The sequence below is a fragment of the Streptosporangium heterodermiicola genome (assembly GCF_051390675.1).
Classification (GTDB): Bacteria; Actinomycetota; Actinomycetes; order Streptosporangiales; family Streptosporangiaceae; genus Streptosporangium.
This window is the reverse complement of the sequence record NZ_JBPJSR010000003.1, coordinates 353,928-373,381: the sequence shown is the minus strand read 5'-3', so window position 1 is coordinate 373,381 and position 19,454 is coordinate 353,928. Positions and strand designations below refer to the sequence as shown.

Here is a 19,454-nt window from a genome sequence, read left to right as displayed (position 1 = left end):
CGTGATCTATCACGGACCCCTTCACTCCCCAGGAGGCCCGCCATGCCCGCCCCTACTCGCCGCTTCATGATCTTCCGAGGTCTCGTGGGCGGCGCCGCCGCCGCGATCGCGTCGGCCACCACGTGGGTACGCCCCGCCGAGGCCGCCGAGAACACCGGGGACACCGGGGAGGCCGCCGGTCCCATCCTCGCCAAGACCAGCAGCATTCCCGTCGGCGGCGGCCGGATCATCAAGGGCACGTGGGTGGTCACCCAGCCGAGGAAGGGCACCTTCCGCGCCTTCAGCGCGAAGTGCACGCACCAGGGCTGCCCGGTCTCCACCATCCGTGGCGGGACCATCGACTGCGCCTGCCACGGCAGCAAATTCCGGATCGCCGACGGCTCGGTGGCCAGGGGTCCCGCCAAGCGGCCGCTGGCCCGTAAGAAGATCAGGATCTCCAAGGGTGTCATCCGGCTGAGCTGATCGACCGGCGCTCACCAGGACTCCGCGCGGGCCGCTCCCATGACACCCGTCACGGGAGCGAGTGATCTTCCGGGACATCGGCGAAGGTTTCACGTGAATCAATGGGCTTCGCGCGGCGGCGGGGAGGGTCACGGTGGAAGCATCGTGAGAAAGGTGTGAGACCGATGGGTGACGTCACCGTGCGCCCCTACGAGGGTGCCGCCGACCTGCGGAAGATGCAGGAACTCGTACGGGCGGCCTGGGGGCCCGCCGTCCGGCCGCACGTCGGGGGCCTCGCCTGGAGCAGGTTCCAGCACGTGGGCCGGGAGGCGGAGTGGCCGACGGCGCTGTGGGAGCGCGACGGTGAGACCCTGGCGTGGGGATGGGCGACGCCTCCGGGCGAGCTGGAGATGTTCACGCATCCGGAGCGTCCCGAGCTGGCGGACGAGGTGCTCGACTGGTTCCGCGGCGTGGCCACCGGCGACGAGCTGGGGGTGACCGTCCTGGAGGGCGAGAGACGGCTCGCCGAGGTCCTGGCCCGGCACGGCTACCGGCGGGAGCCCGCGGACGCGCCCTTCCTGCTGCGCATGTCACGCGACCTGCGTGACATGCGTGACCTGCCGGAACCCGAGCTGCCTCCCGGCTTCGTCGCGCGCCACGTGCGCGGCGAGGAGGACGTGCCCGCGCGGGTGGCCGTGCACCGGTCGGCGTTCGCCCCCTCGTCGGTCACCGAGGAGAGCTATCGCGACGTCATGGGCGCGTGGCCCTACCGGCGCGAGCTGGACTGCGTCGTCGAGGCGCCGGACGGCCGCCTGGCGTCGTACTGCCTGATCTGGCTGGACGACGCCAACGGCGTCGGGGAGCTGGAGCCGGTCGGCACGCACTCGGACTTCCGGCGGATGGGGCTGGCCCGCGCGGCCTGCCTGTACGCGCTGCGCCGGCTCGGGGAGGCGGGAGCGGTCACCGCGATCGTCCAGCCTCGGGGGGACGCGGGGTATCCGGTGCCCGCGCGACTGTACGAGGCACTCGGCTTCCGCGCCCTCGACCGGACGGCCCGCCACACGCGCCGCCGCTGAACCCCGCCGGGTCCCGCCGAGCACGTCCAACGGTTTCCGAGATATCCAATGAATATCGCCATATAACCTCGCCTGGAAATATATGCATATTTTCCCGGGAAAATTCCCCCGAGATAACTCTTGAACCGTGCGTGGCTGCATAAGTCTTACTCCCCGGCAAGTAGCATTAGAGGATTGATCGCACCTGTCGGCGGATAGACGTCACACATGCGAAGCACCGTTCAACGCTCCCTGATCGCCGGCACCGCCTTCGCCCTGGTCACGACCCTCCCCTTCGGCGTCACACATGCCGTGGCCGACCCCACCCCCGATTCCCGTCACGTCCCCCTTCCGGACCAATTCACGACCCTGAGAATGGGCAGCAGGGGAATCGAGGTCCACAACGCGAAGAAAAGACTCAAGGATTTGGGGTTCCCCCCAGGAAATCTCAGCCCCACGTACGACTCCGCGCTGCGAATGACCGTGTGGGCCTTCCAGAAGGCCAACGGGCTGAAGCCCGTCGACAGGATCGACTCGCCGACCTGGCAGGCCCTCCTGCACCCCCGCCGGATCAGGCCCCTGGTGGCGGACGGCGAGCCGGAGAGGACCGAGATCGATCTACGGCGCCAGCTCCTCACGACGTGGAAGGGCGGTAAACCCGTGCTGGTGACCCACATCTCGACCGGTGCCCGCAGACCGTACTGCGAGAAGGGCCACTGCGGGTTCGCCTCGACCCCGCTCGGCGACTATCGGGTGGGGGCGCGGGTCCCCGGCTGGTCCACGGGGATCCTGGGGGCGATGTTCTACCCCGTCTACTTCAACGGCGGCATCGCCATCCACGGCTCCACTCTCGTCCCCCGCTACCCCGCGTCCCACGGGTGCGTCCGGGTCCCGCTGCACAACGCCCTCGACGTCTACCGGTTCCTCCAGCCGGACGTCCCCGTGTACGTCCGCCGCCCGGAGGCTCCCGCCGAACGCCGCCCGAAGGCCGGCGGTGAACAACGCTCCCGGATTCCCAGGGCACGACCTCCTGAGGTTCCGCGTCGCTCGCACCGGCACTCCTCGCGGCCCGGCCGCTCCGTCGACGGTCACGGCAGGGGCCACCGGTGAGCCGTGGGGGCGCGCCCGAGCCGGGAAGTGACCTCTTCGCCGGAAAATCCCGGTGGGTACGGCGATCGAACCGATCCCACGGGCTTAGAACCGGTGCCGTGAGGTCATGATGAAGATGTCGGCAGATCATTCCGAAGGGCGTGAGTCGTGATACCAACCATGATCCTGTTCGGCCTGGTCTTCGGGCGCTGGTGGCGGGCCTCCCTCCTCGCCGCCGCCGTGTTCTGGCCCGCCGTGCTCCTGGCCGGCGACGCGATCGGGCTCGACGGGTCACTGGTGATGGCGGCCGCGCTGGGGGTGCTCAACGTCGCCGCCGGGGTGGCGGTTCACCAGAGCGTCCTGTGGCTCGTACGGAACACGATCACGCAGCGGGCGGGCGCGAAGAACCCGTGACCGTGCGGCCGGCCGCGCCGAGGCTCGACCTCCCTGATGTCTCCACCGGTCTCCGCTGGTGAAAACGGCGAGAACGCCGAGAACGCCGAGGACGGCGACGCCGTGCCGGGGTCAGCCCCGCGGGGTGAGGGCGTCCTGCTTGGGGAAGCGGTCGGAGTGGTCGGCCTGGATCCAGCCTGGGTACTCCACCGGGAGCGCGCTGACGGCGTCCAGCTCGGTGAGGTCCCGCTCGGTGAGCTCCAGGTCGACGGCGGCGAGGTTCTCGGTGAGCTGCTCGGGGCGCTTGGCGCCGATGATGACGCTGCTCACGCCCGGTCGCGAGAGCACCCAGGCCAGCGCGACGCGGGCCACACCGACCTCGTGGCGGGCCGCCACCTCGCGCAGGACGTCGATGACGTCGTAGGCGCGCTCCAGGTTCACCGGCGGGAACTCGAACCGACCGCGGCGGGCCCCGCCGTCACTCGTGCCGGTGCGGTCGAACTTCCCGGACAGCAGCCCGGCGGCGAGCGGGCTCCACACCAGCAGGCCGAGTCCCTGGTCCTGGAGCAGGGGGATGATCTCGCGTTCGATGTCGCGCGCCGCGAGCGAGTACTGGGCCTGCAGGGAGACGAACCGCGCCCATCCCCGCCGCTCGGAGACTCCAAGGGCCTTCATCGCCTGCCAGGCGGTCAGGTTCGAGGCGCCGACGTAGCGGACCTTCCCCTGGTGCACGGCGTCGTCGAGGGCGGCGAGAGACTCCTCGAAGGGCGTGATCGGGTCGATGTTGTGGATCTGGTAGAGGTCGATGTGGTCGGTACGGAGCCTGCGCAGGCTGTCCTCCAGCGACCGCGTGATGTGCAGCCGGGACTGGCCGACGTCGTTGGGGCCGGCGGCCGTCCGCGCGGTCATCTTGGTGGCCAGCACCACGTCGCGGCGGCGTGCGCCGAGCACCTGTCCGAGGAGCTCCTCCGACTCGCCCCCGCCGTACACGTCGGCGGTGTCGACGAGGTTCACCCCGTGATCGAGTGCGGTGCTCACCAGGCGGTCCGTCTCCTTCGCGTCCAGCGCGCCGACCGCCTCCCAGACCTGGCCGCGCCCGCCGAAGCTCATCGCCCCCAGCGAGATGCCGGAGACGAAAACCCCGGTGGTACCGAGCTGTGCGTACTTCATCGTCCTACTCCTTCCAGATGACCGGATGGCCGGATGGCCGGATGAGGGGGGGCGTTGGAACGCTATAACCCGCCTACCTAGACAATCCATAAGAAAGAGTCCGACATATATGCGAGATCGTCCGGAGTCGTCATGGACCCCCTGTCCGATGTCCTCACCCTGCTGAACGTCAGGAGCGCCCTCTCCTCGCGCTTCGAGGCCTCCGGCCGCTGGGCGCTGCGCTTCCGGAGCTACCGGCACATCAAGATCGGCGCGATCGCGTCCGGCGCCTGCTGGCTCACCATCGACGGCATGCCGCCGCTGCGGCTGGCGGCGGGCGACTGCTACCTGCTCACGGGCGGGCGGCCGTACGAGGTCGCCAGTAATCTGGACATCGAGGCGGAGGACGGCCACGCCGTCTATCTCGACGCTCCCAACATCAGGAACGTGCGGTACGGGACCACCGGCCCGGACGCGGAGCCGACCGTCATCATCGGCGGCAGCATCACCCTCGACGACATGACCGCGACGCTGCTGCTCGACTGCCTGCCCCCGGCCGTGCGCATCCCCGCCGACAGCGAGCAGGCCCGGACCCTGCGCCCGGTGCTGGGGATGCTGACCCACGAGACCGCGGCCGAGCCGCTCGGGGCGACGGTGATGATCGGGCATCTGACCCAGATCATGTTCGTCCAGGCCCTGCGCGCCCACCTGGCCGGTGAGGAGAGCATCCCGGGCTGGCTGGGGGCGCTGAACGACCCGCGGATCGGCTCCGCGCTCACCCTGATGCACCAGCAGGCCACCCGCCGCTGGACGGTCGCCGGCCTCGCCGCCGAGGTGGACATGTCCCGCTCCAGCTTCGCCCTGCGCTTCAAGACCCTCGTCGGGCTGCCGCCGCTGGACTACCTGCTGCACTGGCGCATCCGGTCCGCGGCCGAGGCGCTGCGCGCCGGTGACTGCACGGTCGCGTCGGTGGCCACCGAGTGGGGGTACGCCTCGGAGAGCGCCTTCAGCAACGCCTTCAAACGCGTCACCGGCCAGCCGCCCGCCCGGTACCGGACCGCGAAGCCACCCCCGCCGGCCGCCCCTCCCGTCCACGAATGACGTCGGCGAACGGCACACCGGTGACGGGTTCCTGGTTTTCCGGTCGCCTCGCGGACACCTCCGGCGGCGAGCCCGAGGCGACCGCGCCGACCGGTTCCCGGTTCCGGGTTCCGGGTTCCCGAGACAAGGGGCACCGTGCCGACCAGTTCCCGGGAGAGGCCCGTACCGCCGGCGAACGCCGGGCGCGTGCGCGTTCCCGCCGGTGCGTGACCGGTATATGAGTTGACAGGCGCGTCCGGAAACCGTTCCGATGAACGTTGGTCGCCGTACGGCGGGAGGCCCGGCGTATGGCGGAAGGCATGGCGGCCGGAAAGTCCCGCTCCAGGTTGGGAAGGTGAGGAAGGTGCCCATGCGTGCTCGCAGGATGCATGCGGATGAGATGGAGCACGATGTCCCTCTCGTACGCCGCCTGGTCGCCGCGCAGTTCCCGCGGTGGGCGGACCTTCCCGTCGAGCCGTTCGACTCCTCCGGCACCGACAACGCCATCTACCGGCTCGGTGACGACATGGCCGTGCGCCTGCCCCGCAGGGCCGGTTCCGCGGCGCAGGTCGAGAAGGACCTGCGGTGGCTGCCGAGGCTCGGGCCGTTGCTCCCGGTGCCCGTTCCCGTCCCGCTCGGCGCGGGGAGGCCCGCCGAGGGCTACCCGCTGCCCTGGTCGGTCTACCGCTGGCTCGACGGTGAGAGCCCGTCCGCCGACGGCCTGACCGAGCCGGGCCCGCTCGCGAGGGATCTGGCGGCGTTCGTCGCCGCGTTCCGCCGGATCGACCTCCCCGACGGGCCGCCCGCCTACCGGGGCGGGCCGCTGGAGACGCTGGACGCTCCGACGCGCATCGCGATCGGCGACCTGCGCGGGACGATCGACACCGGCGCGGCGACCGCGGCGTGGGAGGCCGCCCTGGAGACTCCCGGCTGGCCGGGGCCGCCCGTCTGGGTCCACTCCGACCTGATGCCGGGGAACCTGCTGCTCGTCCGCGGACGGCTCGGCGCCGTCATCGACTTCGGCACCGCGGGGGTGGGAGACCCCGCCTGCGACCTGATCGTCGCCTGGAACCTCCTCCCCGCCGAGGTGCGCGACGACTTCCGTACGGCTCTCCAGGTCGACGACGCGACCTGGGCGCGCGGTCGCGGCCGGGCCCTGTCCATCGCGCTCATCGCGCTCCCGTACTACCGGGACACGAATCCGGTGTTCGCGGCGAACGCGCGGCACGTGATCCGCGAAGTCCTCGCCGACCACGAGAACGCCACCTGACGAGATCCCCGTACGGCCCCGTGTGACCGGCGTGGGATCACGTGGTCACGACGTGGCGGACCCCGGCTCGCGGGTCGCGGCGGCGGCCCGCCCGTGGGCCGCCGGGGAGACGGTTCGCCGGGCCCGGACACGAAGGCCGCACGAGCGGTGATCGTTCATCGGACAGGTCCCGGGCCCGTCAAGTAGTTCCGCTTGCGGATAATCCAGAACGGTACCGGTTGGCTATGGTAGGGGCCATGACCGCGATGGCACCCGCCCGTACCGAGCCGGACCTGTCGTTCCTGCTCGACCACGTCGGCCATGTCCTGAGGACCCGGATGGCGGCGGCGCTCGCCGAGATCGGGCTGACGGCGCGCATGCACTGCGTGCTGGTCCACGCCCTGGAGGAGGAGCGCACGCAGATCCAGCTCGCCGAGCTCGGCGACATGGACAAGACCACGATGGTGGTCACGGTCGACGCCCTGGAGAAGGCGGGGCTCGCCGAGCGCCGCCCGTCCAGCACCGACCGGCGCGCCCGGATCATCGCGGTCACCGAGAAGGGCGCCGAGGTCGCGCGGCAGAGCCAGGAGATCGTCGACGGCGTGCACCGGGCGGCGCTGGGCTCGCTGCCGGAGGACGAGGGCGAGGTGCTCGTACGGGCGATGAACCGCCTGGTGACGGGCCATCTGGCCATCCCCGCCGAGGCGCCGCAGGGGGTCAGGCGGGCACGGCAGCGCACCAAGTAAATCCATAGAGGATCGTCTACAACAAAACTATCTGCTACGGTCGCTTCTGTTCCCCTTCGAACAGGAGACGGCCATGCCGCACACCGCACCCTCCCCCCGGACCTCCCGGCCACCCCGTACCGGCGCGTCCCCGTCGCGCTGGCTCGCGCTCACCGTGCTGTCCGCCGCGATGTTGATGACGATCCTGGACGGCAGCATCGTGACCGTGGCGATGCCGGCCATCCAGGCGGACCTGGGCTTCTCGCCCGCCGGGCTCAGCTGGACCGTCAACGCCTACCTGATCGCCTTCGGCGGGCTGCTCCTGCTGGCCGGACGACTGGGCGACCTCATCGGCCGCAAGGTCATGTTCCTGGCCGGGAACGCGGTCTTCACCGCCGCGTCGCTGCTGGCCGGGCTGTCCACCGGGCCCGGTACGCTGATCGCGGCCCGGTTCCTGCAGGGCGTCGGCAGCGCGATGGCCTCCGCGGTCGTGCTGGGCATCCTGGTGACGCTGTTCACCGAGCCCGGCGAACGCGCGAAGGCGATCGGCGTCTTCAGCTTCACCGGCGCGGCCGGGGCCTCCATCGGCCAGGTCCTGGGCGGGGTCCTCACCGACGCGCTCAGCTGGCACTGGATCTTCTTCATCAACCTGCCGATCGGGCTGGCCACGATCGCGCTCGCGATCCGGACGCTGCCGGGCGAGCGCGGCATCGGGCTCGCCGCCGGGGCCGACGTCATCGGCGCCGTGCTGGTCACCGCGGGCTTGATGCTGGGCATCTACACGGTGGTCAAGATCGAGGAGTACGGCTGGCTCGCGGCGCACACCCTCGGCCTGGGCGCGGTGTCGCTCGTCCTGCTCGCCGCGTTCGTCGCCCGCCAGGCGACCGCGAGGACCCCGCTGATGCCCCTGCGGATCTTCCGTTCGCGCAACGTCTCGGGCGCCAACCTGGCCCAGATCCTGACGTTGTCGGCCATGTTCGCCTTCCAGATCATCGTCGCGCTCTACATGCAGAAGGTCCTCGGGTACGGCGCGCTCGACACCGGCCTGGCGATGCTCCCCGCGGCGGTGGCCATCGGCGGCGTGTCCCTGTTCCTCTCCGCCCGGCTCAACACCCGTTTCGGTGAGCGTGCCGTCCTGCTGGCGGGCCTGGTGCTGCTGTTCGGGGCGATGGGCTGGCTCACCCGCGTACCGGTGGACGCGAACTACGTCACCGACCTGCTCCCGGTGATGCTGCTCATCGCGGGCGGCGGGCTGGTGCTCCCGGCCCTGACCACGCTCGGCATGTCCGGCGCCAGGGCCGACGACGCGGGCCTGGCGTCCGGGCTGTTCAACACCACCCAGCAGATCGGCATGGCGGTCGGCGTCGCGGTGCTGTCCACGCTGGCCGCCTCGCGTACCGAGGAACTGCTGTCCTCGGGAGCGAGCGGGGCGGCGGCCCTGACCGGCGGCTATCACCTGGCCTTCGGCATCGCCGCCGCCCTGCTCCTCGCCGCCTTCACCGTCGCGCTCGTCGTGCTGCGGCAGCCCAGGCCGGAGGCCGCCTGATCACGGTCGGTGGTCAGAAGAGGGTCAGCGGCTCGGTGGGCATGGGCTCGGGGAGCGGCTCGATCCCGGGCAGCAGGGCCCGTACGTCGTCGTGGAAGCGGCGGGCGAGCGTCGGCGCGTCGGCGTTGTCGGGGGTGTGGACGAACACGGTCGGCGAGCGGCCCTCGCGCAGCCACCCGGCGACCGTGCCGACCCAGTGCCCCCAGCCCTCGACCGTGCTCGCCGTGTCGTCCCGGCCGAGGTAGCGGACGATCGGGCGGTCGGTGAGCGCGTCCGACCTGCGCGGCATGCGCGGCTTCTTCGACCACGCCTCCCGCTCGGCGTCGCTGGTCGGAGGGCTGCGGAAGAGAGTGGTGGTGTCGAAGGGCACCCACTCGGCGCCCGCTCCGGCGAGGACCCCTTCGAGAAGCCGTACGGATCGCGCGTCGTCGAAGAACGCGCGGTGGCGGACCTCGACGGCGTACCTGTGCGAGCCGGGGAGCCTGTGGAGAAAGGCCGCCAGGGCACCGAGGTCGGTCGGGCCGAACGACCCCGGCAGCTGGATCCAGAGAGTCTGGGCCCGTGGCCCGAGGGGTTCGATCGCCTCCAGGAACGACCGGACCTCCTCGTCGACGCCGGTGAGGCGGCCCTCGTGGGTGATCGTCCTGGGCAGCTTGGCCACCAGGCGGAAGTCGGGGCCGGTCTGCCGCGCCCACGACTCCACCGTGCTCCGCGCCGGTGTCGCGTAGAACGTCGTGTTGCCCTCCACCGCGTTGCACCAGGTCGCGTAGGCCCGCAGGCGCTCCCCGGGAGGGAGCGGATGGGGCAGGAGGCGTCCCTGCCATGACGTGAGGGTCCACATCGCGCATCCCACATGAAGCCGCATGCCCTCGACGCTATCCAAGGACGGCGGGAGACAGGAACCGGACGCCGTCCGGACGGGTGGGCTTTGCGGGGTCGTCCGGGTGGATGCGCTTCGCGAGGGCGTCCGGGCGGGTGGGCTGTACGGGGTCGTGCGAGCGGATGCGCTTCGCGGGGGCGTCCGGGTGGGCGGGCTTCGCGGGGGCGTCCGGGCGGGTGGCTTTACGGGGCTGTCCGGGCACGTGGGCTTTACGGGATCGCTACAGCCGGGCGGCATACGTTGGATCCATTGCCCAAGCGGGCATTCGGGTAGACCATCGCATTCGCGACAGATGGGATGTTCTTTGATGAAGGTGGCATTTCTCCTAGCAGGGTTCCTCACCGTGCTCATGGCGGCCCCGGCCGCGGCGGCGGAGACCGGATCCACGACCTCCGCCCCTCATGAGAAGCCGGCCTATCCCACCGAGTTCTCCCTCCCGGACGGTTTCCAGCCGGAGGGGATCGCCATCGGCCCGGGAGCGGCCGCGTACTTCGGCTCGCGCGGGACCGGCGCGATCTACCGGGCCGACCTGCGCACGGGCAAGGGCCGGATCATCAACCCGGGCCCGGGAACCCCGTCGCTCGGCCTCAAGGTCGACACGCGCGGCAGGCTGTTCGTCGCCGGCGGCACGGGCGGCGACGCCCGCGTGATCGACACCAGGAACGGCAAGGTGCTCGCGAGCTACCGGCTCGCCACCGGCACCGCGTTCGTCAACGACGTCGTGCTCACCCGCGACGCGGCGTACTTCACCGACTCGGCCAACCCCGTGCTGTACAAGCTGCCGTTCGGGCGTGGGGGAGCACTGCCGGCCGAGGCGGTCAAGGTGCCGCTGAGCGGGGACATCGTCTACACGACCGGCAACAACGCCAACGGCATCGCCCAGACCCCCGACCGCAGGGCACTGCTCGTCGTCCAGTCCAACACCGGCAAGCTGTTCCGCGTCAACCCCTCGACCGGCGTGGCCACCCTGGTGGACATCGGCGCCGAGTCCCTGACCAACGGTGACGGCCTGCTGCTGGAGGGCCGCACCCTCCACGTCGTGCAGAACCGCCTGAACACCCTGACGTCCCTCTCGCTGGACCGTGGCGCCACCTCGGGGAAGGTGGTCCGCAAGCTCACGGACGGCCGCTTCGACGTCCCGACCACCGTCGCCTCCTTCCGCGACCGCCTCTATCTCCCCAACGCGCGATTCACCACGCCCCCCACCCCGACGACCCCGTACGACGTGGTGGCCGTCGAGCGTCACTGACCGTTCCCTTCGTTCCCTTCGTTCCCTCGCGACCGGCTCCTTCGGCCTTCCGCGACACGGAGCGGGGCGGGTGGGAGCGGGACGACACGCCGTACCCGCTCCCGCCCGCGCACGTGGTCCGGTTCCGCGGTGACCCGGTGCCGTTCATGGGGGACGCCGTCCGCGTCGTCACACGGGCTTCAGGACTCGCGGCCGAAGTCGACGTTCTTGGTCTCGGCCGTCCCGGCCGTCCGTCCCGGCGCCGTCTGGTAGGTCCAGTACAGGTTCGTGTGCGCGATGACCTTGTCCGGCGGCGGCGCCCCCCACTCCGTCTGGTCCTCCGTCGTGTGGGCGTCGCTGACGAGGGTCACGTCGTATCCCCTGACGAACGCGCCGTGGATGGTCGAGCGGACGCACTCGTCGGTCTGTGCCCCGACGACGAGAAGCCGCCCGACGCCGAGACCCGACAGCACGGTCTCAAGGGTGGTTTCCTCGAAGGAGTCGCTGTAGTGCTTCTCGACGAGCGGCTCGGCGTCGTCCGGAGCCAGCTCGGGGACGATCAGCCAGTTGTCGCTCCCCCTCACGAGCTGCTCGTCCGAGTGCTGGACCCAGACGACGGGGACCCGCTCCCGCCGCGCCCTCTCGACGAGACCGCCGATGTTCGCGACGACCACGTCGCGCTCGTGAGTCCCCTCGACGACACCGTTCTGCACGTCGACGACGAGGAGCGCGGTGTGCGGCCGGTTCTCGAGTGTGGTCATGGTCTTCCCTCGCTCACGCCGGAATCCTGTGCCTGCCCACGCTAGACACACCCACCGACAGAAACCCCCTCACCGGTCATCGGGGCGAGCCGTCCCGGCCACAGGTCCCGGGAGAGCTGCCCGGCCGGCGCGCTCACCCGGGGGAAGCCTGGAACGGAGGGGTCTCGTCGAGACGAAGGAGACCGTCCGGGCTCACAACCAGGGCCGATTTCCGCCAGCGCGCCGGGGGCCGTACGGCCGAGCATGGATCCATGAGCATTCTCCGTACGTTCGCCATCGAGGCCGAGGTCGCCGCCGAGCTGCGCGTCCGCGACGACGCCGGGCGTCCGCCCCGCATGGTCACCGACACCGAGGGAGGCTCCCCGCTGCGATGCTGCCTGCGCCGCAGCCTCCCAGGAGAGCGACTCGCCCTGCTCTCGTACGCGCCGCTGCGCCGGTGGGGGGCGCGGACCGGTGGCGACCCCGGCCCGTACGAGGAGGTGGGCCCGGTGTTCGTGCACGCCGGGCCGTGCGCGGGGCCCGGCGGGACGGGCTTCCCCGTCGACATGTGCGGTGAGCGGCGGGTCTTCCGCGCCTACGACGCCGACGGCAACATCCTCGGCGGACGGCTGGTGGACGAGTACGCGAGCCGCGACGCCGCGACGGCGGAGACCATCCTGGCGGAGCAGTTCGCGGACCCCGGCGTGGCGCTGGTGCACGTACGGGCGGTGGAGTTCGGCTGCTTCCTGTTCGAGGTGCACCGCGCCTGACCCTCCCGCGCTACGCCTCGCCCCCGGGGTCGGCGACGCGGTACCCCACCCCGGGTGTCGTCGTGATGACCGGCGGGTTCCCCAGCTTGCGGCGCAGCCTCCCGATGGTCACGGTGACGGTGTTGGTAAACGGGTCGGCGTTCTCGTCCCAGACCCGTTCCAGGAGGTCCTCGGTGCTCAGGAAGCCGGGACCGGCGCGCAGCAGGGCTTCGAGGAGCGCGAACTCCTTGACCGAGAGGTCGAGCCGCCGGTTGTCGCGGGTGGCCGTGCGGCGTACCGGGTCGAGCTCGATCCCGGCCGCGCGCAGCGTCCGTGCGCGGGCGAACGGCCGGCGGCGGTCCAGGGCGCGGAGGCGCAGGACCAGCTCGGGAAAGTGGAAGGGCTTGGCGAGGTAGTCGTCGGCTCCCAGGGTGAGGCCGCTGACCCGGTCCCCGGGAGAGCCGGCCGCGGTCAGCATCAGGACCATCGCGCGGTCGTCCCGCTCGGTGATCATCTGGCAGAGGACGTCGCCGTGGATCCCTGGCACGTCACGGTCGAGGACCACCACGTCGTACGCGTTGAGATCGAGCTTCGCCGCGGCGGCCAGGCCGTCGTGGGCGACGTCGACGGCCATGCCCTGGTCCCGTAGCCCCTCGGCCAGGATCTCGGCGAGCGAGCGAGCGTCCTCCACCACCAGGACCCTCACGGGGCGACGCCTTCCTGCGCGGGCCCCGGCGGCGGTGAGGGGACGGTGGGGCGCGAATCGCTTTCCGGCCAGGGCTCCCACGGCAGTGAGCCACCGCCTTCCGGTGCGGGCTCCCGTAGCGGTGAGGCGGTGAGGTGCGAACCGTTTTCCGGCGCGGGCTCCCGCGGCAGTGAGACGGTGACGCGCAGGCCGCCCTCCGGCCGGGCGTGCAGGGCCAGGGCGCCGCCGTGCGCGCCGACGACGGCCGCGACGATCGACAGGCCGAGGCCGGCACCGGTCTCGGAGCCGGTCCGGTCGGCGGCGAGCCGCCGGAAGGGCTCGGCGAGCCCGGCGACCTGCGCCGGGTCGAGAACCGGCCCGTCCGTCTCCACGACCAGCCACACCGGGTCGTCCCCGGCCCCGATCCCGATCCCGATCCCAGACCCGGACCCGGACCTGGTTCCAAACCCAGACCCGAGCCCAGTCCCGGACCGAGTCCCAGACCCAGTCCCAGTCCCAGTCCCAGTCTCAATCCCGGTCCCGGTTGTGAGCCGGATCGTGCCACCGTGCCGGTTGTGGACGACCGCGTTGTCGATCACGTTGTTCACCATGCGGGACAGCAGGGGCGGGCTGCCCCGGGTCCACGCGATGTCCCGTACACGGGCCTCGACGGTCAGGTCCCGCTCCGCGATGTCCGTCGCGCGGGCGGCGAGCGATTCGGACACCAGGGCGCCGAGCGCGACCGGGACGCGGCCGTGGAGCTCGCCGTGCTGCGCGCGGGCGAGATCGAGAAAGCCCTCCAGAAGGCCGTCGACCCGGTCGAGCTCGGTGCGTAGCCGGTCGGCGAGCGCCAGCGTCTGCGGCGGCACCGGCTCCGGCTTGGCCACGGCCACGTCCAGCGACGCCCTCATGGTCGTCAGCGGTGTCCGCAACTCGTGGGAGGCGTTGGCGACGAACCGGCGCTGGGCGGCGAAGGACGCCTCCAGGCGTTCCAGCAGCCCGTCGATGGTGTCCGCCAGGTCTTTGACCTCGTCGGCGGGACCCGGCGCGGCCAGCCGTTCGTGCAGGTTCTCGGCCGAGATCCGCCGGGTCGCCGCGGTGATCGTCCGCAGCGGGCGCAGCACCCGGCCAGCCATGGCCCTGCCCAGCAGGAACGAGGTCGCCGCCATCACGACCAGCGCGATCACCGAACCCACCAGCAGTTGACGCGACTGGACGGCGTGGACGTCCGAGAGCCGCGCTTCGAGTTGGTGGACGCGTTCCTGGGCGCGGGTGAGATCGGGCCGCTGGACGGGAGAGGTCTGGCCGGGCACCGGCTGGGTCACGCTCATGCCGGTGGCCAGCAGGTTGGTGAGGGCGAGCAGCCCCAGGCCGGAGAGGAGGAACAGGGCGGCGTACAGGATGGTGAAACGCTGCCTCACCGTCCGCCTCGGTCGTGCGGGGCCTCGCGGCTTGCTCATCGGTCCTCTCCCGTTCGCGTGCGGATCTCCAAGATCTCCAAGGTCTCCAGGACTTCCAGGGGCTCCAAGATCTTCAGGGCTTCCAGACCTATAGGACTTCCAAGACCTCTGAGATTTTTGAGACCCCAAGGATTTCCAGGACCTCCAGGATGGGGTGCCCGACCTAACAGCGGTGTGACAGTGCCGGTTCGGCCCGTGTTAGGGCCGGATCCGTAGAACCGGCCCCATGCGAGAAACCCACGAAGCCACCGCCGAGCCATCCCTGACCGCACAGGTACGACAGGAGTGGGCGAGGTTCCGTACCCGGGGCCGGATGATCGCCGTGGCGGCCGCGATCCTCGTCACCGTCCTGCTCGGACTGCTCCACGCGATCACGCTCGGCGGCGGCTCCCACTGCGGCGACGGCCCGGTGGAGGTCCCCTGTCCCACCGATCCGGCCGGGCCGCACGGCCAGGCGGTGAGCGACACGTTCTATTTCGTCCACCGGCCGCTGGGCGAGAACGGCAGCATCACCGTCCGCGTGACGTCCATGACCGGCATCATCACCTACCCGCCGCCCGACCACGACGAGATCGTCCCCGGCCTCGTCCCCTGGGCGAAGGCCGGCGTCATCGTCAAGGACGGCACCGCGCAGGGCTCCTCCTACGCGGCGCTGATGCTCACGGGCGCGCACGGCGTACGGATGCAGCACGACTACGTCCACGACACGGCAGGCCGCGCGGGCGGCGTCTCGGCGGAGGCACCGCGCTGGTTGCGCCTGACCCGCTCCGGCGACACCGTCACCGGCCACGAGTCGGCCGACGGCACGCGATGGACGCGGGTCGGCACCGCCCATCTCGCCGCGCTGCCCGAGACGGTGCGGGTCGGGCTCTTCGTCACGTCCCCGGGTGACCTGACGCTCAGGCAGGTCGCCTTGGGCGCGAGCCTCCCGGAGGCACGCTTCACCCAGGCCACCGCCACCTTCGACCACATCAGCGTGGAGGGCGGCACGTCCACCGGCACCCCCGCCGGCACCCCCGCCGATACCTCTGCCGACGCCTCCGCCAACGGATGGAGCCACGGCAGCGTGGGCGAGATGGGGCACACCGACTGGGAGAAGTACCACCGGGCGGCCGGTCTCGTCGAGTCGAACGGCGCGTTCACCGTCACCGGAACCGGCGACATCGGGCCGAGCGGCACCGAGGGCGGCCACCCCGTGGAGAGCGGCCTCGTCGGCCTGGCCATCAGCCTGATCATCGTGCTCGTGGTGGCCGTACGGTTCACGACCGCCGGGCACCGGCCGGACGTGACCGGCGTCGCGCCGCTCACCGGCCGGGCACTGGCGGCGAAGGCCATCGTGGCCGGCGCGGTCACCTTCCTGGCCGGACTGGTCTCCGCAGTGGTCGTGGTGACGGCCGGTCCGGACATCCTGCGTGCCAACGGCCTCGGTGTCATCCCGGTGCCGGCCCTCACGGGGATGCGGGTCGTCGCCGGTGTCGCGGCGCTGCTCGCGGTCGCCGCCGTCCTCGCGCTCGCTCTCGGCGCGCTGCTGCGGCGAACCTGGGCGGCGATCCTTGTCGCGATCTCGACGGTCGTCCTTCCGTACCTCCTGGCGGTCCTGCCGCTCCTGCCCGACGACACGGCCAGGTGGCTGCTGCGCCTCACCCCCGCCGCCGGTTTCGCCGTCGTACAGACCATTCGCGAGTATCCGCAGGTGGTAGCCCACTACGCGCCGTCGGCGGGCTACCACCCCCTCGCCTGGTGGGCCGGGCTCGCCGTGCTCTGCGGGTACGCCGCGGTCGTCCTCGCCCTGGCCGGCTCCCGGCTACGCCGGGGTGTCCCGGCATCGGGACCGCTACCCCGCTGGAGGTAGCGGCCCGCCGCCGGAGACTCGGCGGCATCGCGGCACCCGGTGCCGCCTCAGCAGGGCCAGGTGGACGCTCTCACCATGTAGGAGGAGGTGTCCTTCGACTCCGATCGAACCAGACTTCGAAGTCGACCTCCGCGCCTCCGGCACCCTTTTCATGATCTAGACCGTAACGGTCAGGGATGCACCTTCAACCGCGGGTACGGCCGGTCTGGTACGACTCGTCGGTTCCGACCCGGTGCGGCCGGGAGTCCTCGTCGACCGGCAGGTCGTTGTCGCGACCACGCTGCCAGCGAGCAGCGCGATCGCGACAACGACCTGCATCGCCACGATGGACGCCATCGTCACGGGCGAGCTGACGCTCAGCAGCGCCATCGTCGCGTTGACGCCGAAGTGAACCGCGATCGACGCCGCGACCCCGGCACGCTCGTAGGCGTAGCCGGTCAAGAGCGCCATCGGGACGACGCTGATCGTGAACAGCAGCCCGCTCCAGCTGAACAGGCCGAATCCGGCCTGGACGGTCCCGGGGACGAAGAACAGCGGCAGATGCCAAACCGCCCAGACGACGCCCAGCAGCAGGCCGGTCCGGAAGCGGCTCAACGACGCGCGCAGGCGCGGGTACGCCGTGCCGCGCCAACCGGGCTCCTCGGACAACGGGCCCGCGATCAGCATGCTGATGAGGAACGGCACGGGCCCGCCGACGGTCGCGACCAGGTCCCGCCCCGCCGTCAAGCTCACCGCGGGACCACCCAGGAGGTACGCGAGCAGCGCGGCTCCCACCACGGTCGCCGACGCCAGTACCAGCAGGGGCGGCACCCAGAACAGCCGCGTGCTCAGCCGGAATCTCACCGTGTGAGCGGGGACGGGCTGACGGCGGCGGGCACGGCGCGCCCGGATCACGATCGCGCCGATCATCGGGCCGAAACCGGCGAGCAGGTGGGGGATGACGGTGGGGAAACTCATCGCCGATCCACCGAGTGCGATCGCGGTGAACCAGAAGGCCCAGCTCGTCGCGAACGTGACGATCCAGAAAAGGGCGAGGCCGTTCTGCCTGCGGACGGGGGGTGCGATGGTCATGCTTTTCCCTTTCACGGGTATCACAGGGAGGAATTTCTCGATCCCTGCTGCGGGGGAGGAGCGGAAGCGGAAGCCGCGATCGAGCGTTCTCGGCGGCCGGCGCGGGACGATGCGGCCGTCAGCGAGCCCGAGGGCGACGGGAAGCGGGTGTGCCGGCCGGACGTGACGCCCACAACACCTGACCGGCCGTAGCGGCCGGCGCGGCCGTAGTGACCGACACGGTTGAAGTGACCGACACGGCCGTAGTGACCGGAACGATTGAAGTGACCGGGTTAGGGGCTGTTGACCAGGGAATCCCCCGTCCCGCCCGGAGATTCGCGCCGCGGGGCGGACGGACTCTCCCGGTCCACGCGGTTCTCCCGGCCCTCCCGGTCCACGCGGTTCTCCCGGCCCTCCCGGCCCTCGCGGTTCTCCCGGGACGTTTCCCGAAGCCGGTGGGCGAGCCAGCCGGCCACCCGCGTGAGCAGGCCGGCGTCGACCGGCCGGCGCAGCAGGTGGGTGAGGTCGGGGATCCGGTGGACCTCGACCTCACCGGGCACCAGCCTGCGGATCTCGTCCAGGTCCGCCGGGTCGACCTGGACGTCCTTGTCCCCGGTGATCGCCAGGACGGGGACCTGGATGTTCGCCAGGTCCGGGCGCGGGTCGTGGGCGAGCATCTCCCGCATCCACCGGGCGTTCACCGGCATCCCGGCGAGGCGCACCACGTCCGCTTGAGTCGTCCTGATCTGAGCCAGGTGCCGGGCGGCCAGGGCTCGCAGGACCGGCAGCAGCGGCCGCACCGGCGCGGGGAGGTCGCGGGCGATCATCCCGGCCTGCCGGCGCAGGGCGTCCTCACCCGGGCGGGCGAACCCGGCCAGCAGCACCACCGCGCCGACCCCCGGGCGCGTGCCGAGGGACATGGCGTGGACGGCGCCCTCGCTGTGCCCGACCACGCCGATGGCGTCCGCCCGGATGTCGGGCCGCCCGGCGAGGGCGCGTAACGCGGCGGCGGCGTCGTGCCGGTTGTCGGCGAATCCGGTCGCGCGCCAGTCGCCGGAGGTGGCGCCGACGCCGCGCCGGTCATAGCGCAGGGTGGCGATCCCGTCCTTCGCGAGCGCGGCGGCCATCGGCGGCCCGAGCTCCATGCGGAGCCGTCCGGTGTTGGAGTCGCGGTCCAGCCGCCCGGATCCGTGCAGCAGCAGGACGGCCGGGTGCGGGCCGGGGCCCGCGGGCAGGGTCAGCGTGCCGACCAGGGACAGTCCGTCGTCCGCGGTCACCGTCATGTCGACGTCGCGCATGTCCCGCCTTTCATCGTTATCAACTTTGAGAACATTATCTCATATGAGAACATAGGTTCATGTCAACCGCGGATCTTCTCCTGCACCCCGTCCGGATACGCATCCTGCAAACGCTGTTCGACACCGATCCGATGACCACCGCGCAGCTGCGCGACCGCCTCCCCGACATCGCACCGGCGACGATGTACCGGCACATCGCCGTGTTGACCGACGCGGGCGTGCTGGAGGTGGTGGACGAGAAACGGGTGCGCGGCACGGTGGAGCGCAGTTACCGGGTGCGCCCGGAGCAGGCGGCGGTCGACCCCGAGGCGCGGGCGGCGATGACGCGTGAGGACCACCAACGGGCGTTCACCACGTTCGCGGCGTCGTTGATGGCGGATTTCGGCCGCTACCTCGCCCACGAGGACATCGATCCCATCTCGGACGGCGTGGTCTACCGGCAGGCGGCGGTATGTCTGACCGAGGATGAGTTCGCCACCATGGTCGAGGAGATCGAGCGCGCGGTCCTCTCCCGGATCAGCCACGCCGAGGGCGACGGCCGCACCCGTCGCGTCGTCAGCCTCGTCGTCGTACCGGACAGGCCCGGGAAGGAACCGGCGACGAAACCCGGGCCGGACGCCGGCACCGAACGAGCGGCCGATCAAGCCGGTTGAACCGATCAAGCGGTTGAGCTGATCGAGCCGCTCCAGGGCCGGTGGCCGAACCGCGGACCGCGAACCGTGCCGCCCCGGCGACGCGTCTCGACGGCGTTCGATCCTCACGCGGTGGGGACGGACGGGAATCCA

General features: G+C 71.3%; 19 protein-coding genes. 12 read left to right on the top strand and 7 right to left on the bottom strand.

Annotated features, from left to right (window positions below; translation table 11 throughout):
* Nucleotides 1-42: 42 nt before the first annotated feature.
* From ACSC1Q_RS08870 to ACSC1Q_RS08855, 4 genes are all read left to right on the top strand, one after another.
* Entirely contained in the window at nt 43-462 is a 420-nt protein-coding gene (locus ACSC1Q_RS08870) for a Rieske (2Fe-2S) protein (RefSeq protein WP_436758167.1), read from the top strand.
* Nucleotides 463-626: 164 nt separating this feature from the next.
* On the top strand, nt 627-1,517 hold the full coding sequence (locus ACSC1Q_RS08865; RefSeq protein ID WP_436758166.1) for a GNAT family N-acetyltransferase: 891 nt from the start codon (nt 627-629) through the stop codon (nt 1,515-1,517).
* Between the two features lie 207 nt (nt 1,518-1,724).
* Nucleotides 1,725-2,606 carry a L,D-transpeptidase family protein gene (locus ACSC1Q_RS08860; RefSeq protein WP_436758165.1) on the top strand — a complete coding sequence of 294 codons (882 nt, stop codon included), beginning with the start codon at nt 1,725-1,727 and terminating at the stop codon, nt 2,604-2,606.
* 147 nt (nt 2,607-2,753) lie between these two features.
* Nucleotides 2,754-2,999 carry a hypothetical protein gene (locus ACSC1Q_RS08855; protein WP_436758164.1) on the top strand — a complete coding sequence of 82 codons (246 nt, stop codon included), beginning with the start codon at nt 2,754-2,756 and terminating at the stop codon, nt 2,997-2,999.
* A 111-nt stretch (nt 3,000-3,110) separates the two neighbouring features.
* Here the strand turns inward: ACSC1Q_RS08855 and ACSC1Q_RS08850 are convergent, their stop codons facing one another.
* Nucleotides 3,111-4,148 (bottom strand): aldo/keto reductase, encoded by a 1,038-nt coding sequence (locus ACSC1Q_RS08850; RefSeq protein WP_436758163.1) that lies wholly within the window; start codon nt 4,146-4,148, stop codon nt 3,111-3,113.
* 132 nt (nt 4,149-4,280) lie between these two features.
* Here ACSC1Q_RS08850 and ACSC1Q_RS08845 point away from each other — a divergent pair, with 132 nt between their 5' ends.
* From ACSC1Q_RS08845 to ACSC1Q_RS08830, 4 genes are all read left to right on the top strand, one after another.
* Nucleotides 4,281-5,228, top strand: a complete 948-nt coding sequence (locus ACSC1Q_RS08845) for an AraC family transcriptional regulator (RefSeq protein WP_436758162.1) — start codon at nt 4,281-4,283, stop codon at nt 5,226-5,228.
* A gap of 379 nt (nt 5,229-5,607) precedes the next feature.
* Entirely contained in the window at nt 5,608-6,477 is an 870-nt protein-coding gene (locus ACSC1Q_RS08840; RefSeq protein ID WP_436758161.1) for an aminoglycoside phosphotransferase family protein, read from the top strand.
* Between the two features lie 236 nt (nt 6,478-6,713).
* Nucleotides 6,714-7,202 (top strand): MarR family winged helix-turn-helix transcriptional regulator, encoded by a 489-nt coding sequence (locus ACSC1Q_RS08835; protein WP_436758160.1) that lies wholly within the window; start codon nt 6,714-6,716, stop codon nt 7,200-7,202.
* 73 nt (nt 7,203-7,275) lie between these two features.
* A complete protein-coding gene (locus tag ACSC1Q_RS08830; protein WP_436758159.1) occupies nt 7,276-8,727 on the top strand; it encodes a DHA2 family efflux MFS transporter permease subunit in 1,452 nt (483 codons plus the stop codon).
* A 13-nt stretch (nt 8,728-8,740) separates the two neighbouring features.
* On the opposite strand, the gene ACSC1Q_RS08825 is transcribed toward ACSC1Q_RS08830, so the two are convergent.
* Nucleotides 8,741-9,592, bottom strand: coding sequence for a DUF72 domain-containing protein (locus tag ACSC1Q_RS08825; RefSeq protein ID WP_436758158.1), 852 nt, complete (start codon nt 9,590-9,592; stop codon nt 8,741-8,743).
* Nucleotides 9,593-9,920: 328 nt separating this feature from the next.
* On the opposite strand from ACSC1Q_RS08825, the gene ACSC1Q_RS08820 reads away from it, so the two are divergent.
* Entirely contained in the window at nt 9,921-10,856 is a 936-nt protein-coding gene (locus ACSC1Q_RS08820) for an NHL repeat-containing protein (RefSeq protein ID WP_436758157.1), read from the top strand.
* Nucleotides 10,857-11,035: 179 nt separating this feature from the next.
* Here ACSC1Q_RS08820 and ACSC1Q_RS08815 read toward each other — a convergent pair whose 3' ends face one another.
* Nucleotides 11,036-11,596 (bottom strand): cysteine hydrolase family protein, encoded by a 561-nt coding sequence (locus ACSC1Q_RS08815; protein WP_436758156.1) that lies wholly within the window; start codon nt 11,594-11,596, stop codon nt 11,036-11,038.
* Between the two features lie 251 nt (nt 11,597-11,847).
* Here ACSC1Q_RS08815 and ACSC1Q_RS08810 point away from each other — a divergent pair, with 251 nt between their 5' ends.
* The gene (locus ACSC1Q_RS08810; protein ID WP_436758155.1) at nt 11,848-12,345 is read left to right on the top strand and encodes a DUF1203 domain-containing protein; all 498 of its coding nucleotides are present in this window, start codon (nt 11,848-11,850) and stop codon (nt 12,343-12,345) included.
* A gap of 10 nt (nt 12,346-12,355) precedes the next feature.
* Here ACSC1Q_RS08810 and ACSC1Q_RS08805 read toward each other — a convergent pair whose 3' ends face one another.
* Nucleotides 12,356-13,030, bottom strand: coding sequence for a response regulator transcription factor (locus ACSC1Q_RS08805; protein ID WP_436758154.1), 675 nt, complete (start codon nt 13,028-13,030; stop codon nt 12,356-12,358).
* Nucleotides 13,027-14,469, bottom strand: coding sequence for a sensor histidine kinase (locus tag ACSC1Q_RS08800; RefSeq protein WP_436758153.1), 1,443 nt, complete (start codon nt 14,467-14,469; stop codon nt 13,027-13,029). Before ACSC1Q_RS08800 ends, ACSC1Q_RS08805 begins: the two co-directional genes overlap by 4 nt.
* Nucleotides 14,470-14,695: 226 nt before the next feature.
* On the opposite strand from ACSC1Q_RS08800, the gene ACSC1Q_RS08795 reads away from it, so the two are divergent.
* On the top strand, nt 14,696-16,321 hold the full coding sequence (locus tag ACSC1Q_RS08795; protein WP_436758152.1) for a DUF1349 domain-containing protein: 1,626 nt from the start codon (nt 14,696-14,698) through the stop codon (nt 16,319-16,321).
* 156 nt (nt 16,322-16,477) lie between these two features.
* Here ACSC1Q_RS08795 and ACSC1Q_RS08790 read toward each other — a convergent pair whose 3' ends face one another.
* Nucleotides 16,478-17,392 (bottom strand): CPBP family intramembrane glutamic endopeptidase, encoded by a 915-nt coding sequence (locus ACSC1Q_RS08790; RefSeq protein WP_436758151.1) that lies wholly within the window; start codon nt 17,390-17,392, stop codon nt 16,478-16,480.
* Between the two features lie 272 nt (nt 17,393-17,664).
* Nucleotides 17,665-18,669: an alpha/beta hydrolase family protein gene (locus ACSC1Q_RS08785; RefSeq protein ID WP_436758150.1), complete on the bottom strand. Its 1,005-nt coding sequence runs from the start codon at nt 18,667-18,669 to the stop codon at nt 17,665-17,667.
* A gap of 59 nt (nt 18,670-18,728) precedes the next feature.
* On the opposite strand from ACSC1Q_RS08785, the gene ACSC1Q_RS08780 reads away from it, so the two are divergent.
* On the top strand, nt 18,729-19,322 hold the full coding sequence (locus ACSC1Q_RS08780) for a helix-turn-helix domain-containing protein (RefSeq protein WP_436758149.1): 594 nt from the start codon (nt 18,729-18,731) through the stop codon (nt 19,320-19,322).
* The last annotated feature ends 132 nt before the right edge of the window (nt 19,323-19,454 follow it).

Coding starts and splice junctions, on each gene's coding strand:
- ACSC1Q_RS08870 (WP_436758167.1), top strand. CDS start 43: ATGCCCGCCCCTACTCGCCGCTTCATGATCTTCCGAGGTCTCGTGGGC.
- ACSC1Q_RS08865 (WP_436758166.1), top strand. CDS start 627: ATGGGTGACGTCACCGTGCGCCCCTACGAGGGTGCCGCCGACCTGCGG.
- ACSC1Q_RS08860 (WP_436758165.1), top strand. CDS start 1,725: ATGCGAAGCACCGTTCAACGCTCCCTGATCGCCGGCACCGCCTTCGCC.
- ACSC1Q_RS08850 (WP_436758163.1), bottom strand. CDS start 4,148: ATGAAGTACGCACAGCTCGGTACCACCGGGGTTTTCGTCTCCGGCATC.
- ACSC1Q_RS08845 (WP_436758162.1), top strand. CDS start 4,281: ATGGACCCCCTGTCCGATGTCCTCACCCTGCTGAACGTCAGGAGCGCC.
- ACSC1Q_RS08840 (WP_436758161.1), top strand. CDS start 5,608: ATGGAGCACGATGTCCCTCTCGTACGCCGCCTGGTCGCCGCGCAGTTC.
- ACSC1Q_RS08835 (WP_436758160.1), top strand. CDS start 6,714: ATGACCGCGATGGCACCCGCCCGTACCGAGCCGGACCTGTCGTTCCTG.
- ACSC1Q_RS08830 (WP_436758159.1), top strand. CDS start 7,276: ATGCCGCACACCGCACCCTCCCCCCGGACCTCCCGGCCACCCCGTACC.
- ACSC1Q_RS08825 (WP_436758158.1), bottom strand. CDS start 9,592: ATGCGGCTTCATGTGGGATGCGCGATGTGGACCCTCACGTCATGGCAG.
- ACSC1Q_RS08815 (WP_436758156.1), bottom strand. CDS start 11,596: ATGACCACACTCGAGAACCGGCCGCACACCGCGCTCCTCGTCGTCGAC.
- ACSC1Q_RS08810 (WP_436758155.1), top strand. CDS start 11,848: ATGAGCATTCTCCGTACGTTCGCCATCGAGGCCGAGGTCGCCGCCGAG.
- ACSC1Q_RS08800 (WP_436758153.1), bottom strand. CDS start 14,469: ATGAGCAAGCCGCGAGGCCCCGCACGACCGAGGCGGACGGTGAGGCAG.
- ACSC1Q_RS08795 (WP_436758152.1), top strand. CDS start 14,696: ATGCGAGAAACCCACGAAGCCACCGCCGAGCCATCCCTGACCGCACAG.
- ACSC1Q_RS08790 (WP_436758151.1), bottom strand. CDS start 17,392: ATGACCATCGCACCCCCCGTCCGCAGGCAGAACGGCCTCGCCCTTTTC.
- ACSC1Q_RS08785 (WP_436758150.1), bottom strand. CDS start 18,669: ATGCGCGACGTCGACATGACGGTGACCGCGGACGACGGACTGTCCCTG.
- ACSC1Q_RS08780 (WP_436758149.1), top strand. CDS start 18,729: ATGTCAACCGCGGATCTTCTCCTGCACCCCGTCCGGATACGCATCCTG.